Source organism: Granulicatella balaenopterae (genome assembly GCF_900111135.1).
Classification (GTDB): domain Bacteria; phylum Bacillota; class Bacilli; order Lactobacillales; family Aerococcaceae; genus Granulicatella; species Granulicatella balaenopterae.
Genome location: NZ_FOGF01000048.1, coordinates 1 through 14,908 on the forward strand (window position 1 = coordinate 1; position 14,908 = coordinate 14,908).

At 35.6% G+C, this 14,908-nt stretch carries 13 protein-coding genes and 1 other RNA gene; 1 reads left to right on the top strand and 13 read right to left on the bottom strand.

Features of this window, described 5'->3' with window-relative positions; translation table 11 throughout:
• Positions 1-674 precede the first annotated feature (674 nt).
• The 4 genes from ssrA to BMX09_RS08730 form a co-directional block, all read right to left on the bottom strand.
• Positions 675-1,042, bottom strand: a transfer-messenger RNA (tmRNA) gene (gene ssrA / locus BMX09_RS08715).
• A 475-nt stretch (positions 1,043-1,517) separates the two neighbouring features.
• Complete coding sequence (locus tag BMX09_RS08720) at positions 1,518-1,751, bottom strand: hypothetical protein (RefSeq protein WP_089747759.1); 234 nt, start codon at positions 1,749-1,751, stop codon at positions 1,518-1,520.
• Positions 1,752-1,969: 218 nt separating this feature from the next.
• Positions 1,970-2,956: a GMP reductase gene (gene guaC, locus BMX09_RS08725; protein ID WP_089747761.1), complete on the bottom strand. Its 987-nt coding sequence runs from the start codon at positions 2,954-2,956 to the stop codon at positions 1,970-1,972.
• A gap of 319 nt (positions 2,957-3,275) precedes the next feature.
• Complete coding sequence (locus BMX09_RS08730; RefSeq protein ID WP_177159596.1) at positions 3,276-4,847, bottom strand: peptide chain release factor 3; 1,572 nt, start codon at positions 4,845-4,847, stop codon at positions 3,276-3,278.
• 184 nt (positions 4,848-5,031) lie between these two features.
• On the opposite strand from BMX09_RS08730, the gene pepF reads away from it, so the two are divergent.
• Entirely contained in the window at positions 5,032-6,843 is a 1,812-nt protein-coding gene (gene pepF / locus BMX09_RS08735) for an oligoendopeptidase F (protein WP_089747763.1), read from the top strand.
• Between the two features lie 381 nt (positions 6,844-7,224).
• Here the strand turns inward: pepF and BMX09_RS10130 are convergent, their stop codons facing one another.
• The 9 genes from BMX09_RS10130 to BMX09_RS08785 all read right to left on the bottom strand — a co-directional run bounded on the left by BMX09_RS10130 (position 7,225) and on the right by BMX09_RS08785 (position 14,771).
• Positions 7,225-7,377, bottom strand: coding sequence for a hypothetical protein (locus BMX09_RS10130; protein WP_177159597.1), 153 nt, complete (start codon positions 7,375-7,377; stop codon positions 7,225-7,227).
• Between the two features lie 406 nt (positions 7,378-7,783).
• The gene (locus tag BMX09_RS08750; protein WP_143054399.1) at positions 7,784-8,299 is read right to left on the bottom strand and encodes a hypothetical protein; all 516 of its coding nucleotides are present in this window, start codon (positions 8,297-8,299) and stop codon (positions 7,784-7,786) included.
• Between the two features lie 17 nt (positions 8,300-8,316).
• Positions 8,317-8,547: a hypothetical protein gene (locus BMX09_RS08755; protein WP_089747772.1), complete on the bottom strand. Its 231-nt coding sequence runs from the start codon at positions 8,545-8,547 to the stop codon at positions 8,317-8,319.
• 269 nt (positions 8,548-8,816) lie between these two features.
• Entirely contained in the window at positions 8,817-10,040 is a 1,224-nt protein-coding gene (locus BMX09_RS08760) for a serine hydroxymethyltransferase (RefSeq protein WP_089747774.1), read from the bottom strand.
• Positions 10,041-10,353: 313 nt separating this feature from the next.
• On the bottom strand, positions 10,354-11,373 hold the full coding sequence (locus BMX09_RS08765) for an L-threonylcarbamoyladenylate synthase (protein ID WP_089747775.1): 1,020 nt from the start codon (positions 11,371-11,373) through the stop codon (positions 10,354-10,356).
• A gap of 15 nt (positions 11,374-11,388) precedes the next feature.
• On the bottom strand, positions 11,389-12,270 hold the full coding sequence (gene prmC, locus BMX09_RS08770; RefSeq protein WP_089747778.1) for a peptide chain release factor N(5)-glutamine methyltransferase: 882 nt from the start codon (positions 12,268-12,270) through the stop codon (positions 11,389-11,391).
• On the bottom strand, positions 12,257-13,336 hold the full coding sequence (gene prfA / locus BMX09_RS08775) for a peptide chain release factor 1 (RefSeq protein ID WP_089747786.1): 1,080 nt from the start codon (positions 13,334-13,336) through the stop codon (positions 12,257-12,259). The genes prmC and prfA overlap by 14 nt, the downstream gene beginning before the upstream one ends.
• Before the next feature lie 29 nt (positions 13,337-13,365).
• Positions 13,366-13,953 (bottom strand): thymidine kinase, encoded by a 588-nt coding sequence (locus BMX09_RS08780; RefSeq protein WP_089747781.1) that lies wholly within the window; start codon positions 13,951-13,953, stop codon positions 13,366-13,368.
• A gap of 158 nt (positions 13,954-14,111) precedes the next feature.
• Positions 14,112-14,771 (bottom strand): deoxynucleoside kinase, encoded by a 660-nt coding sequence (locus BMX09_RS08785; RefSeq protein WP_089747783.1) that lies wholly within the window; start codon positions 14,769-14,771, stop codon positions 14,112-14,114.
• Between the last annotated feature and the right edge of the window lie 137 nt (positions 14,772-14,908).

The window sequence follows — 14,908 nt, forward strand, 5'->3', positions numbered from 1 at the left end:
TATATTTGTTTTATTTCTATTATAAAAAGAAATTGATAGTTTGCTTCATTTAAAATGAAGCCCCTACACATTTGGTTCGTCTTCTTTGTTCAATTCTCAAAGTTCAATTCGCTGTCTTTGTGACAACTTCTAAATAATAACATGTTCGATTTAACTTGTCAACACTTTTTGAAAATATTTTTAAAAATTATTTTTAAAAGTTTTTCTTTGGAAAATGTTTTCTGTTTATTTCAAACAGTAAAATTATAATACCTTATTTTATTGATTGTTGTCAACACTTATTTGAAACTTTTTTCAAATTTAATTAATTTGTTTTGTATTTCTTTTTCATGTTTCCTGCGTTTCTCAAACAGTAACGTAATATTATCATGAAATTATCTATAGTGTCAATACGTTTTTAAAACTTTTTCATTTTTTCGTTTTTTACATTATATCTATAAAATCGGTTATATTTTCATAAATTGCTTTCACTATCACAAGTCATACTACGAACCGTTACTACAAACCGTCACCCACTTTTGACCTTCTCTTTCATTGAATACTATTTGCGATACATTAACATACCTCTCTTTTGTACTACTACCTTTTTAGTAAATTGTCCTTATGAGTGCTAAAAGCATAAAAAAAGCCTTGCTCCTTATGAACAAGACTGTCGCTTCCATTCTAGCGATTTAGAATGGAGCCGAGGGGAGTCGAACCCCTGTCCAAATATATCGCCACTTTCACGTCTACAATCATAGTTTATCGATTTAATGTTTCGCTTGGTAGTAGCCGATAAACGAGCATTCTAACAAGCTAGCCTGATGATCTCTTATTGATTTAGACAGACGGAAAAATCAATCGTATCCCACTGATTATAGGACCTGGAACAGAGCACATGGGCGATGCCTGGCAGATCTTAGCTAGCAGTTATTACGCTGCGAAAGCTAAAGTGTTTGTTTGTGTTTTGTCAGTTATATTTAACTGTAACGTTTTTACGTAGCCGTAACCTACGAAATGCAATGAAAGCTCGACCTATACCTGTCGAATCCGTAACGGCCCCAATAAAGGGTTACATCTAATACTGACTGCTCCCACGGACAAGCTGTGGGATTCTGATTGTCAAGTGTAGCTTGTAATCGTACATCATTTTCAGACTGCGGAATTACAAGCGTAAATCTATTTGAATCAGAACTTTCATTACCAAGCAGTCAGGCGACCACATTAGCGGTAAATTTCTGCTTTTCAGCAAGGAAGTACAATCAAGCTCCCTTATTAACATATACATATAATTATATATTTATTCTATACTATTGTCAAGTTAAAGAGAATCAGCTTTCAGACCACACCACGCAAGCATGTGGTTTTTCGCCACAAATTTATAACAAATATTTATTCAGTATGCAAATTTTTCTCTTGTGGCTTCATTCATGCTATTCGATATAGTTCGCTGCGGTGGTTCCAGATAGTTCGGCAAGTTGGTTCTATATAAAGTAGCTAAGGAAAATCATATCATTCCCTAGCTACTTTATATTATCTTATTTAACTTTTTTCTTTTTGATATTGATGCCAATGATCATTCCCATTAACATTCCTAATCCTACTCCAGCTGGTACTCCGATGATTTGGATGCCTAGACCTAAGCACATACCGATAACCATGCCTTCTATCATATAGTTTTGGGTAGTTTCATTTTTTTGCGCTGAACGTATTAAGACAATTGTACCAAATATCGATGCGACGACCGGTAACATAATAGCAACTATTTCCATTTCCTCATCCCCTTTTAATTATTACATCCTAATTAGTCTGAATTATCTACACTCACAAGCTACTATTTGATTATCTTTCTACTTATATTATATCACCTTTTGGAACTAAAAAAATGACTAACACTACTAGCTTCTCACTGGTGATGAGGTGTACTAGTTTTGATAGTCATTTGTATATTGATGGATTGTTATCCTACTTTTTATTAGTTGTTGTAGATTTATATTTGGTCGCCGTTAAAGATTGAGTTCTTAACGATTACGTAATCGACTTTGCGGATGGCTTCTATGTCTGTTCCACCGGCATAAGAAATTGATGATTGTAAATCTTGTTCCATTTCAATTAAGGTATCTTTTAATGAACCTTTGAATGGTACGAACATTTTCTTACCTTCGACATTACGTTTTTCGCCTTTTTGGAATTCTGAAGCGCTACCGAAGTATTCTTTATGTAAGCGGCCTTCAATCATGGTTGTTTCACCTGGAGATTCTTCGTGTCCAGCGAATAATGAACCGATCATCACCATTGTTGCGCCAAAGCGAATTGATTTAGCGACGTCACCATGGGTTCTGATTCCGCCATCTGCAATAATTGGTTTGCGAGCAGCTTTTGAACACCAACGTAAAGCAGCTAATTGCCAACCTCCTGTACCAAATCCTGTCTTAATCTTTGTGATACATACTTTACCAGGTCCAATACCAACTTTAGTTGCGTCAGCTCCAGCATTTTCTAATTCACGAACGGCTTCAGGTGTGCCAACATTTCCAGCAATGACGAATGTATCTGGTAAATGCTTTTTAATGTGTTGGATCATCTCGATAACAGTTTGAGAGTGGCCATGAGCGATATCAATTGTAATATAGTCTGGCACTAGATTTGTCTTTGCTAATTCTTCAATAAAGGCATATTCGTGAGCTTTCACCCCTACACTAATTGAGGAAATCAAGCCACGATCTTTCATTTTTTTAATAAATGGGATTCTAGCTTCTTCATCAAAACGATGCATAATATAGAAATAACCATTCTCAGCCAAAAATTCAGCAATCGGTTCATCAATGATGGTTTGCATATTAGCTGGTACAACCGGCAATCTAAATGAGTGCTTTCCTAGAGTAACGGTTGTGTCACATTGCGAGCGACTCGTTACAATGCACTTATTCGGGATCAATTGGATATCTTCATAATCAAATACTTTTACTTCAAACATATTAAAACTCCCCTTTTCATGGTAGACTATAATGTTTCTGGATTGTTTCGGAAAATCCAAGCTAAATATCTCATATCTAACCTTTATCAACCACACTCTCCTTATCTATTCTACCTCAATCCGAATTTAAAGTAAAATGTCATATCTTGGACAAATACCTTATTTTGTCACTTTATTATCACTATTTTTTAGTTATATATCGATAAAAAAATAACCGCTCCCTACCAATTAGGAAACGGTTCATAAATTATTTTATTTTTAATTGTTCGCTTTTTAGTGAATATTCATCAAAAGATTCGCGTAAATTGTGCGTTTTCTTCTATAATAATGATTTTAGTTCTACGTCTGGGTGTTTGTCAGCGAACCAGTTCATTGCAAAACGGTTTTCGAATAAGAAGACTGGTTGATCGAAACGGTCACGACATAATAAGTTACGGCTTGAAGACATATTTGGATCTAAATCTTCCTCATCAATCCAGCGCGCAATTTTAGAGCCCATTGGAGTCATTGTAACTTCGGCATTATATTCATTTAATAGACGATATTGGAATACTTCAAATTGCAATTGACCAACTGCACCTAAGATATATTCGCCAGTATGGTAAGTTTTGTACAATTGAATCGCACCTTCTTGAACTAATTGCTCGATACCTTTGTGGAATGATTTTTGTTTCATGACGTTTTTAGCCGCTACTTTATTAAATAATTCCGGTGTAAATTGTGGTAATGGTTCAAATTGAACAGCTTTTTTACCACTGAAAATCGTGTCGCCAATTTGGAAGTTACCAGTATCATATAGACCGATAATATCACCAGCAACTGCCGTACGAACAGTCTCACGATTATCCGCCATAAATTGAGTTGTGTGTGATAATTTCATTTTTTTCTTGCTACGAGTAACAGTAACGTCCATTCCTGGTGTGAATTCACCTGAACAAATACGCACAAAGGCAATACGGTCACGGTGAGCTGGGTTCATATTTGCTTGGATTTTGAAGATGAATCCAGTAAATTGTTCTTCTAATGGTTCAATTAATTCGCCGTCTTCTGTCTTCTTAGCTGAAGGACTTGGTGCAAAATCAATAAACGCATCTAAGAATGTTTGTACACCAAAACCTGTTAAGGCTGACCCAAAGAATACTGGTGTTAATTTACCAGCCGCAACCTTCTCTTCAGAAAATTCATTGCCAGCTTCTACTAATAATTGGGCATCTTCTAAAGCTTGGTCATAGATTGATGATTTTTTGAATTCAAAGTCGCCATCTACTTCGCCATCTTCATTCAATGGTAAGAAGTCATTATCGCCATTTAATTCTGGGTGAGTTAATTCTACACGGTTATTATATAAATCATATAACCCTAAGAATCCTTTTCCCATCCCCATTGGCCAGTTCATTGGATAAGCATCAATTCCTAATACTTCTTCTAATTCAGCGATTAATTCTAACGGTTCACGTCCATCACGGTCAAGTTTGTTGATGAAAGTGAAGATTGGAATGCCACGCATACTACATACTTCAAATAATTTTTTTGTTTGTGGTTCGATACCTTTTGCGCTATCGATCACCATTACGGCGCTATCTACAGCCATTAATGTACGGTAAGTATCCTCTGAGAAATCCTCATGTCCTGGTGTATCCACAATATTTACTTGGAAACCGTCATATTCTACTTGCATTACGGAACTAGTTACTGAGATACCACGTTGCTTTTCAATTTCCATCCAGTCTGATTTAGCGAATTTGCCTGATTTTTTACCTTTTACTGTACCGGCTTGACGTATTGCGCCACCGAATAAAAGCAATTGTTCTGTAATGGTTGTTTTCCCTGCATCGGGATGGGAAATAATCGCAAAGGTCTTGCGTGATGCTACTTCTTTTTCTAATGTCATATATATTCTCCTATTTATCACAAATCTGTTTTTTACATACTTTTCTATTATAAGGTATTAACAAGCGTTTGAAAAGCTAAACCCCACCAAAATTCGTAATTGTAATATTTTTATTTAAGGAATAGATTTTCTTTTCTAATTGATTTATAATATTTTTAACATAAAAAATTAATGGAGGGATACAATGAGTGATAATACTTTAAAACCAAGAAGTGCCGTAAACCAAGAATATACTTGGGATATGAGCCTAATGTACCAAGATGATGCAGCCTTTGCAGCCGCACTTAAAAAAATGGAGGAAGCAGTTGTCGCATTTAACCAAAAATTTGCCGGCAAAGTGACTAACGTAGAAAATTTAGAAGATGCGATTACAGAATTTGAAGTGCTTTACGAAGAATTCTACAAACTGTCACACTATGCTGAATTACCAATGACTGTTGATCGTTTCAACCCAACTGTCGTAGAAAACGCAACTCTATTCCAAAATACTGCTACTATCTGGGCAGCTAATATGAGTTTCTTTGATGTCGCTTTAACAGAATTATCTGCTGAAGTCACTGAAGAATTCGTAGCAACTAAACGTCCTGACCTAGCCTATTATTTCGAAAAAATCAACAAACAAAAAGCTCATATGTTAGACCCTAAAGTAGAACAAGCCTTAGCAAGTTTAAATAACTTACCCAACTTCTATCAATTATATGAAGTAACAAAACACGAAGATATGACTTTTGACTCATTCGAAGTAGACGGCAAAACTTATGAAAACAGCTATGTCCTATATGAAAACTTACATGAAATGGACAATAATACAAAAGTTCGTCGTGGCGCTGCTGAAAGTTTCTATAAAACATTAAACGCTTATAAAAATACAACTGCTAATGAATATATCTCAACGATTAAACGTGAAAAATTATTAGCTACTATGCGTGGTTATGATAGCGTCATTGATTATTTATTAGACCAACAAGATGGCGACCGTGAATTATATGACCGCCAAATCAAAACATTAATGACTGACTTAGCACCACATATCAGACGTTATATCAAATTATTAGGAAAAGTTCACAATATTCCAGATATGCAATTTGCTGACTGTAAAATCAACTTAGATCCTGACTTTGAAGTTGATATGACAATTGACGAATCACGCGACTACTTGAAAAAAGCCTTTGCTGGTTTAGGTCAAGATTATTTAGATTTAGTCGACGAAAGCTATGACAAACGCTGGACTGACTTCCCACAAAATATTGGTAAAAGCACTGGCGGATTCTGCGCAACTGTAAAAGACGTAGCCGCTTATATCCTATTATCATGGACAGGTAAAATGAATGAAGTATTCGTATTAGCTCATGAATTAGGTCACGCTTACCACTTTATGAATGCTGGACGTCACCAATCAATCTTAAACTTTGATTGTGCTTTATACTTTGTTGAATCACCATCAACATGTAATGAAGTAATCGTTTCTAACTACTTACTAAAAACAAACACAGACCCTCGCTTCAAACGTTGGGTCATTAGTAATATGATTAGTCGTACTTATTTCCATAATATGGTTACTCACTATTTAGAAGCTGTCTACCAAGACCGTATTTACAAAATGGTTGATAACAATGAAATGCTAAATGCTGACGTCTTATCTAAAGTGAAACGTGAAGTGATGGAAGAATTCTTCGGCGATAGCTTAACAATTAACGAAGGCGCTGAATTAACATGGATGCGTCAACCTCACTACTACATGGGATTATATTCATACACTTATTCTGCTGGCTTAACAATCGGAACAGCCATTGCTAATAAGATTGAAAAAGATCCAGAACACGCACAACGCTGGTTAGATACATTAGCGAAAGGTGGCAGCATGTCTGCTAAAGACTTATGTAAATTTGCCGGTTGCGATGTATCAACTGCAGAACCATTAAACGAAGCAATTGCTTATGTTGGCGAATTAGTTGATCAATTATACACATTAACAGACGAATTAGAAGCTAAATAATGCTAACTAAATAAGATTACCCCTTAAACCACTTAATGAGTTTTTATTCATTAGGTGGTTTTTAATATGCCCGCTCCACCACAATTCTTAGTTGCCAACGAAAAAACGTTGTGGAAAGAAAGATGGTTACTTTTAATATTTTGCTATTTTTTTGTAAATTGCATTATAGCGTTTACATTGAAAATAGAATTGAATTTTCGCCGTTTTTGCCATTCTATTTTCAATTTTCGCCGTTTTTTGCAAATAGAATTAGATTTTTGCAGTTTTTGGCAGTCTATTTTTAATTTTTGACATTTTTTACAAATAGAATTGGATTTTCGCAGTTTTTGGCAGTCTATTTTTAATTTTCGACGTTTTTTACAAATAGAATTGAATTTTTGGCTATTTTGTCAATCTATTTTGCATTTTTGCCTTTTTTTGCAAATAGAATTGAATTTCTGGTGATTTTGGCAATCTATTTTGCATTTTTGCCATTTTTTGCAAATAGAATTGAGTTTTCGCCGTTTTCAGCAATCTATTTTGCATTTTTGCCATTTTTTGCAAATAGAATTGAATTTTCGCCGGTTTCAGCAATCTATTTTGCATTTCTGCTCATTTTTGCAAATAGAATTGAGTTTTTGCCGTTTTCGGCAATCTATTTTGCATTTCTGCTTATTTTTGCAAATAGAATTGAATTTTCGCCGGTTTCAGCAATCTATTTTGCATTTCTGCTCATTTTTGCAAATAGAATTGAGTTTTTTGCGTTTTTGGCTTTCTACTGACTGCTCCCACGCGCAAGCATGTGGGTTTTCGCCACAAATTTATAACTATTCGCTTACTATTGAACTACCTCGGGTACAAGACCACGAGGTTTTACGCCCCCTTATTCTATAAAAAAAGCACATCACGAGGATGCGCTTAAAAAAGTATGTGTTTGTTGATTGTTAATTGTTGTTTGTGATTATTTTTTGCGTGAGATTAATGTTTCTAATCCCATTACTAATGATGCAATACCACCAATAGCTGCTAAAATAACACTATTGTTAGTTGTTGCTGTTTTGGCTAAGATTTCACCTGTGTTATATGTTGGTTGTTGGTTTGTTGCTGATTCATTGTTTGCTACTGGAGTTACGGCTAGTTTTTCAGCTGGTTTTTCTGGTTCTGGAGTTACATCTCCTCCGTTATCTGGTACTTCTGGTTTTTCTGGTTCTGGAGTTACGTCCCCACCATTATCTGGTACAGAAGGTTTTTCTGGTTCTGGAGTTACATCTCCACCGTTATTATCGGCAATTAACCCTTCTTCTAACCAATGGCTATCCAATCCTATTTGCTGCCCATTTGCGGCAAAAACCATTACACTAACTTCACCCTCAGGTACATCTTTAGATACAGTATATGTAAAGTTACCGTCTGGAGCAGTTACTAAATCTTGGACATCTTGTCCAGAAGTATCTTGGGTTGGGATGTGATACATCACTCTAATTTTAGCATTTCCTAAGAATACTCTGCCGGACAATGTTCTACCGTGTTTTCAGCCCAGTCTTTTACTGAGGGTTCACCATGGTTATCCCATAATACAATCCCGTCCTCAGGAGCAGTCTCAATTGCCATCGCTACATTATTTTCTACCATAGGTGCTACTGTTCCAAATACAGTTCCAGCTAAAGCTACTGAACAAACACCTTTCACCATCATTTTTTTCATTTTAGTCTCGTTCGTTTTCATTCTTAATTCCTCCTACTATATACTGAACATACTTTTTCTTATTTTATCACGCCCCCCCGACCGCAACCGTGATTTATACCTTTATCTATTTATTTTTATTATTTTAGCTTACTTTTATTTACTTAATTCATTTATTTTCCTTCTTTTTTATTTTTATTACTGAAAAATCGCTTTTTTCTAAGTAATCTTCTTCCCCAAAATAAAAAAAACAGCCAGAGCGCAAACTCTGACTGTAGTGATAAAACATTAACTCCTAATGCTTATCTTATTTATTGATATAATGGAAATTGTGCTACTAATTGGCTAACTTCTTGGCGAATATTAGCTAATGCTGCTTCATCTTCATGATGCTTAATCGCTTTAACAATTAATTCAGCTACTTTAGCGGCTGCTTTTTCATCAAAGCCACGTGTTGTGATAGCTGGTGTTCCAATACGAATGCCACTTGTTTTTGTTGGTGGTAATGTATCGAATGGAATGGCATTTTTATTAACCGTAATATTAACCGTATCTAATAAATCTTGTACTTCTTTACCATTCATGCCAGTTTTTGTGACATCTAATAATAATAAATGATTATCTGTTCCGCCTGAAATTGGACGAATATTACTTTCAACAAATACTTTTTCCATTGCTTTAGCATTTAAGACCACTTGTTTGATATAATCAGCAAATTCTGGTGATAATGCTTCATGGAAGGCAACTGCTTTAGCAGCAATCACATGTTCTAATGGTCCCCCTTGAATTCCTGGGAAGATGGCACTATTTAATTTTTTAGCATATTCAGCTTTAGCTAAGATTAACCCTCCACGAGGTCCACGTAATGTTTTATGGGTTGTTGAGGTTACCACATCTGCATATGGAATTGGACTTTGGTGATATCCTTTAGCAACTAAGCCCGCAATATGAGCCATATCAACCATTAATTTAGCGCCGCATTTATCAGCGATTTCTTTCATGCGTTTGAAGTCGATTTCGCGTGCATAAGCGGATGCTCCGGCAACGATTAAAGCTGGTTGTTCTTTTAAGGCTAAATCTTCCAATGCATCATAATCAATCATCTCTGTTGCTTGGTTCAAGCCATAACAGACAAAATCATAATCCTTACCGGAAAAGTTAACGCCCAAGCCATGTGTTAAATGTCCACCATGATTTAAATCCATACCTAGGACTTTATCACCTTTATTGATTAACGCACGATAGGCTGCCATATTGGCTTGTGAACCTGAATGTGGTTGTACATTAGCATATTCTGCGCCGAATAATTCTTTGACACGATCAATCGCTAAGTTTTCAATCACATCAATATACTCACAACCTCCATAGTAACGTCGACCTGGATAGCCTTCTGCATATTTGTTTGTTAAGACACTTCCTTGTGCTTCTAATACTTGTTTTGATACAAAATTCTCTGAGGCAATTAATTCGATTCCATCTTGTTGACGGTGGAATTCTTGTTCAATTGCTTGAAAGACTGCTTCATCTCTTACCATAATACCTACCTCCTTATTTATTCCTTTTTAGTGTAGCATAAGTCACTCATTTTTTGCTTTAAATCTGCTCATGAATGACGAATTTAGCTTGGTTCTACTCATTGCCCATTTCGAGCAGTTATTTGTTTTCTTAACGAAGCACACTGGTTAACTTGTTAGGACTACTCTCTAAACGAAGCGCACTGGTTAACTTGTTAGGACTACTCTCTAAACGAAGCGCACTGATTAACTTGTTAGGACTACTCTCTAAACGAAGCACACTGATTAACTTGTTAGGACTACTCTCTTAGCAAAGCGCACTGCTTCATTCGTTTTATTGAATATATTCTACAGCTGCTTTTTCTAAACGGTTCATATAAGCTAAGCCTTGACCAACTTTAGGACTAGCTTCAACTAAGATAATATCTGAGTCACTCTTATCTAGGACACGTAAGCCATCAAATAACAACCGATTCATCGCTGTAATATCACCTGGCTCTCCTAATGTATAAGTCGCACTAGCTACATCTTTGAATGCTGCTACTAATTCTGTATTAGCCATTAATGCAATTTTTTCTCCCTTAGCGACTAGCTGGTCCATTTCTTTTTGCCATAAAGCCTGCTCACCAGCAATTGCTACTACTGGTTTAACTGGTGAATAGTGACGATATTTCATTCCTGGTGCTTTTGGTTTTTCGGCTTCTGATACGGTTAAATCATCTTTATCAACGATTTTCCCGATAACGGCTTCGATTTCTTCTTTGGTAATAACACCTGGACGTAAGATAACTGGTCCATATGGGCTTGTTAAGTCTAAGACCGTTGATTCGACACCCACGCTAGTTACGCCACCATCGACTACTCCACTAATTAAGCCATCTAAATCATCTAGAACATGCTGGGCACTAGTTGGACTAGGTCGTGTTGATTTATTAGCACTTGGGCCGACAATTGGTTCACCGACACGTTCGATTAATTCTAATGTTAATGGATGATTTGGCATTCTAAATGAAGCTGTTGGTAATCCCGCTGATACAGCTTTAGCAAATAAATTCTCTTTTGGATGTAAAATAATTGTCAAAGGTCCAGGCCAGAAGCTATCGGCTAATTTTTGAGCCATTTCCGGGAAATCAGTTACTGAATCAATCACTTGTTCGACTGATGAGACATGGACGATTAAAGGATTATCACTGGGACGTCCTTTTGCTTTGTAGACACGTTCTACCGCTGTTTGACTACTAGCAATTGCGCCTAAACCATAGACTGTCTCGGTAGGAAAAGCGACTACCTCTTCTTGTTGTAATTGTTTAGCTGCTTGTTCTAATGAATCTTTTTGATAGATTTCAGTCTTCATCGTTTTACTTACTCCTTAATTCTTTTTCTCTGATACTTTAATCATGCGGTCTAAGCCAGCTAAGTCTTTTACTACTTCAACGTGGCGCTTAGTCGTATGTTTTTGAAATAATTGTTTAACACTTTCACCTTGCTGGAAGCCAATCTCAAAAAGGGCAATGCCAGTCGGTTTTAAATAACTTTCTAATTGTTCAGCAATCTGACGGTAAATCAGTAAGCCGTCTTCCTCAGCAAATAAAGCCATATGTGGTTCAAAATCAATAACTTGTTGATCCATCACGCTGGTTTCATCTTCTGAAATATAAGGTGGATTACTAATCACCAAATCATACCCCTCTGTTACTACCGGCACCCCACTAAAGACATCACTCTCTTTTAACATTAGATTGGTTAATTCGAATTGTTGGCGATTCTTTTCGGCAATCGCTAAAGCTTCCGCAGATAAATCGACTCCCAAATACAGATTATCTGGACATTCTAAAGCTAGTGTTTCAATAATACAGCCTGTTCCAACACCAATTTCAACGACTTGTTGGCTAGATTTACCTGCTAAATAATCAAGCGCTAATTGGACTAATTCCTCTGTTTCAGGACGGGGAATCAACGTCGCTTCACTAACCATAAAGTTACGCCCAAAGAATTCTTCATACCCCATCACATATTGCAAAGGTAGACCAAGTTCTAATTGCTTCAAATAAGGTAATAATTCTTCTTGGTAATTCTCATAAACATCACTTAAATGACAATATAAAGTGGACATCGACCAATCCTTCACATGACAGATTAAGCGCTTAGCAATCACTAAACTATCTTCTTCGGTATAGTTTATTTGTTCTCTTAAAAAAGAAGAAGCCCAACGAAGGACTTCTTGTAGCGTTTTGACATTACATTCCGCCATTGTTTAATTGCTCTAACTTTTCAGTTTGATCAAATAAGATTAACGCATCAATAATTTCATCAACTTTACCTGAAAGGATTTGATCTAATTTTTGAATTGTTAAGCCAATACGGTGGTCAGTTACACGGTTTTGTGGGAAGTTATACGTACGGATACGTTCAGAACGGTCACCAGTACCTACAGCAGATTTACGATTTGCATCATATTCAGACTGTGCTTCTTGTGAGATTTTATCGTATACACGTGCACGTAATACTTTCATAGCTTTCTCACGGTTTTTTAGTTGTGAACGTTCATCTTGCATAGCAACTACAATTCCCGTTGGCAAGTGAGTTAAACGTACAGCAGAGGCCGTTTTATTAACGTGTTGTCCACCAGCACCTGATGCATGGTAAATATCAACACGGATATCTTTATCTTCTAATTCAATTTCGACTTCTTCTGCTTCTGGCATTACTACAACAGTCGCAGTTGATGTATGAACACGGCCTTGTGATTCTGTTGAAGGAACACGTTGAACACGGTGCGCACCTGATTCATATTTTAATTTAGAATAAACATTATCTCCTGAAATCATAAAGATAATCTCTTTATAACCCCCAATTCCTGTAATATTAGCGTCCATTACTTCTACACGCCAACCTTGTGATTCAGCATAACGTTGGTACATATTGAATAAGTCACCTGCAAATAAAGCAGCTTCGTCCCCACCAGCAGCACCACGAATTTCCATAATAATGTTTTTGCCATCGTTTGGATCTTCTGGTAATAATAAGATTTTTATTTTATCTTCTAATTCTACTTTTTCTTTTTTAAGGCTAGCTAATTCTTCTTTAGCCATTTCTGCCATTTCACTATCTAAGCCTTCATTCAACATTTCTTCTGTGTCAGTAATATCTTGTACTACTGTTTGATAGTGTTTAAAAGTTTCTACTTTTGGACGTAAATTAGCTTCCTCTTTTGTTAATTCCATAAAACGTCTTGTATCCGAAATAACTTCCGGATCACTTAATAATTCTGATAATTCATCATAACGAATAATGAACGAATCTAATTGATCAAACATCTTTTCAGCTCCCATTCTCTTTTCTTGTATTAATTATTCCCCTTAATAGGTGGATTAAAATAGTGTTTACGACAAACTGGATAATAAGACTCATTACCGCCAATTTGAATTTGTTCTCCAGCATAGACTGGCTTTCCTTCAACCATTCGCATATTCATATTAGCCTTCTTGTGGCAATACCAGCAAATTGTTTTAATTTCTTCAATTTTATCAGCGTATAATAATAAATATTTTGAGCCTTCGAATAATTCATTTAAGAAATCATTCTTCAAACCAAATGCCATTACCGGAATACCTAATTCATCAACAACCTTTGTCAAGGCTATAATATGCTCTTTTGATAAAAATTGTGATTCATCAATTAAGACACAATATACTTCTTCTTCAAGGTGGCTTGCTTTTACCATTTGATAGATATTGGTATCGTCAAATACTGGTATCGCTTCACGTCTTACACCGATACGACTAGAGACATAACCAACTTCATCACGGTTATCAATTGCGCTCGTAAATAGCATGACTTTTTTATTTTGTTCTTCATAATTATGAGCAACCTTTAAAATTTCAATTGATTTACCACTATTCATTGCTCCATACTTAAAAAATAGTTGTGCCAAAAATATCATTCCTTTACATATTAGTATCTATATTATTTTACGATAATCTGGAGTGTTGTGCAATCTTTATCTGTGAAAATACTGATAGAGCTATCGAATAATGCAAAAAAATAAAAGAACGTCTAGGACTTATTTAACATGACCTAGGCGTTCCTTTGCTATTCATTTCCTAATTCATCAAGTTTTTCACGAATACGACGCATCACTTCAACGCGATCTTCTTCACGCTCAAGATCTAATTCATCGATTTGTAGGACTAATGTTTCACTCTTATCATATTCATTAAACCAATCATCATAACGGCTATGTAAATGCTTATAATAATCTAATAATTCTTGATTTTCTTCAGTGATTTGTTCATAATCACGTCCTCGTTTTTTAATACGATCTAAGTGAATCTCTAAAGGTCCACGCAAATAAATTAATAAATCTGGCGCTTTCTTTGGCATACCTGCTAATTCTTCCATCATATTATCTAATAACGATAAATAAGTATCCATTTCGGCATCACTCATATTACCTGTTTCATAATTAATCTTTGTAAATAATGCATCTTCATAAATTGAACGGTCTAATACATTATTACGATCTTGTAAAGCATCTTTAATACTTCTAAAACGTGTATTTAAAAAATGAATTTGTAAGGCAAAAGCCCAACGTTTCGGATCATCATAAAACATCTCTAAAATACGATTATCATCCACACTCTCAAAAAATGGTGTACTACCTAATTCTTTAGCTATCATTTCTGTATAGGTACTCTTACCAGCACCAATCATCCCTGCTAAAACAATCACAGCTTGTCTATCCCCTTCCATATCAATCTCCTTATTATTACCTATTTCTCTATTTCAGTAAAATAAAAAGGTTCTATAATTTATAGGGTTGATGAGTAAAATCATTGATCCTATTTTTTATGTGCTTATTGGCTTTTAAAAAAATAAAGAGTTAATCA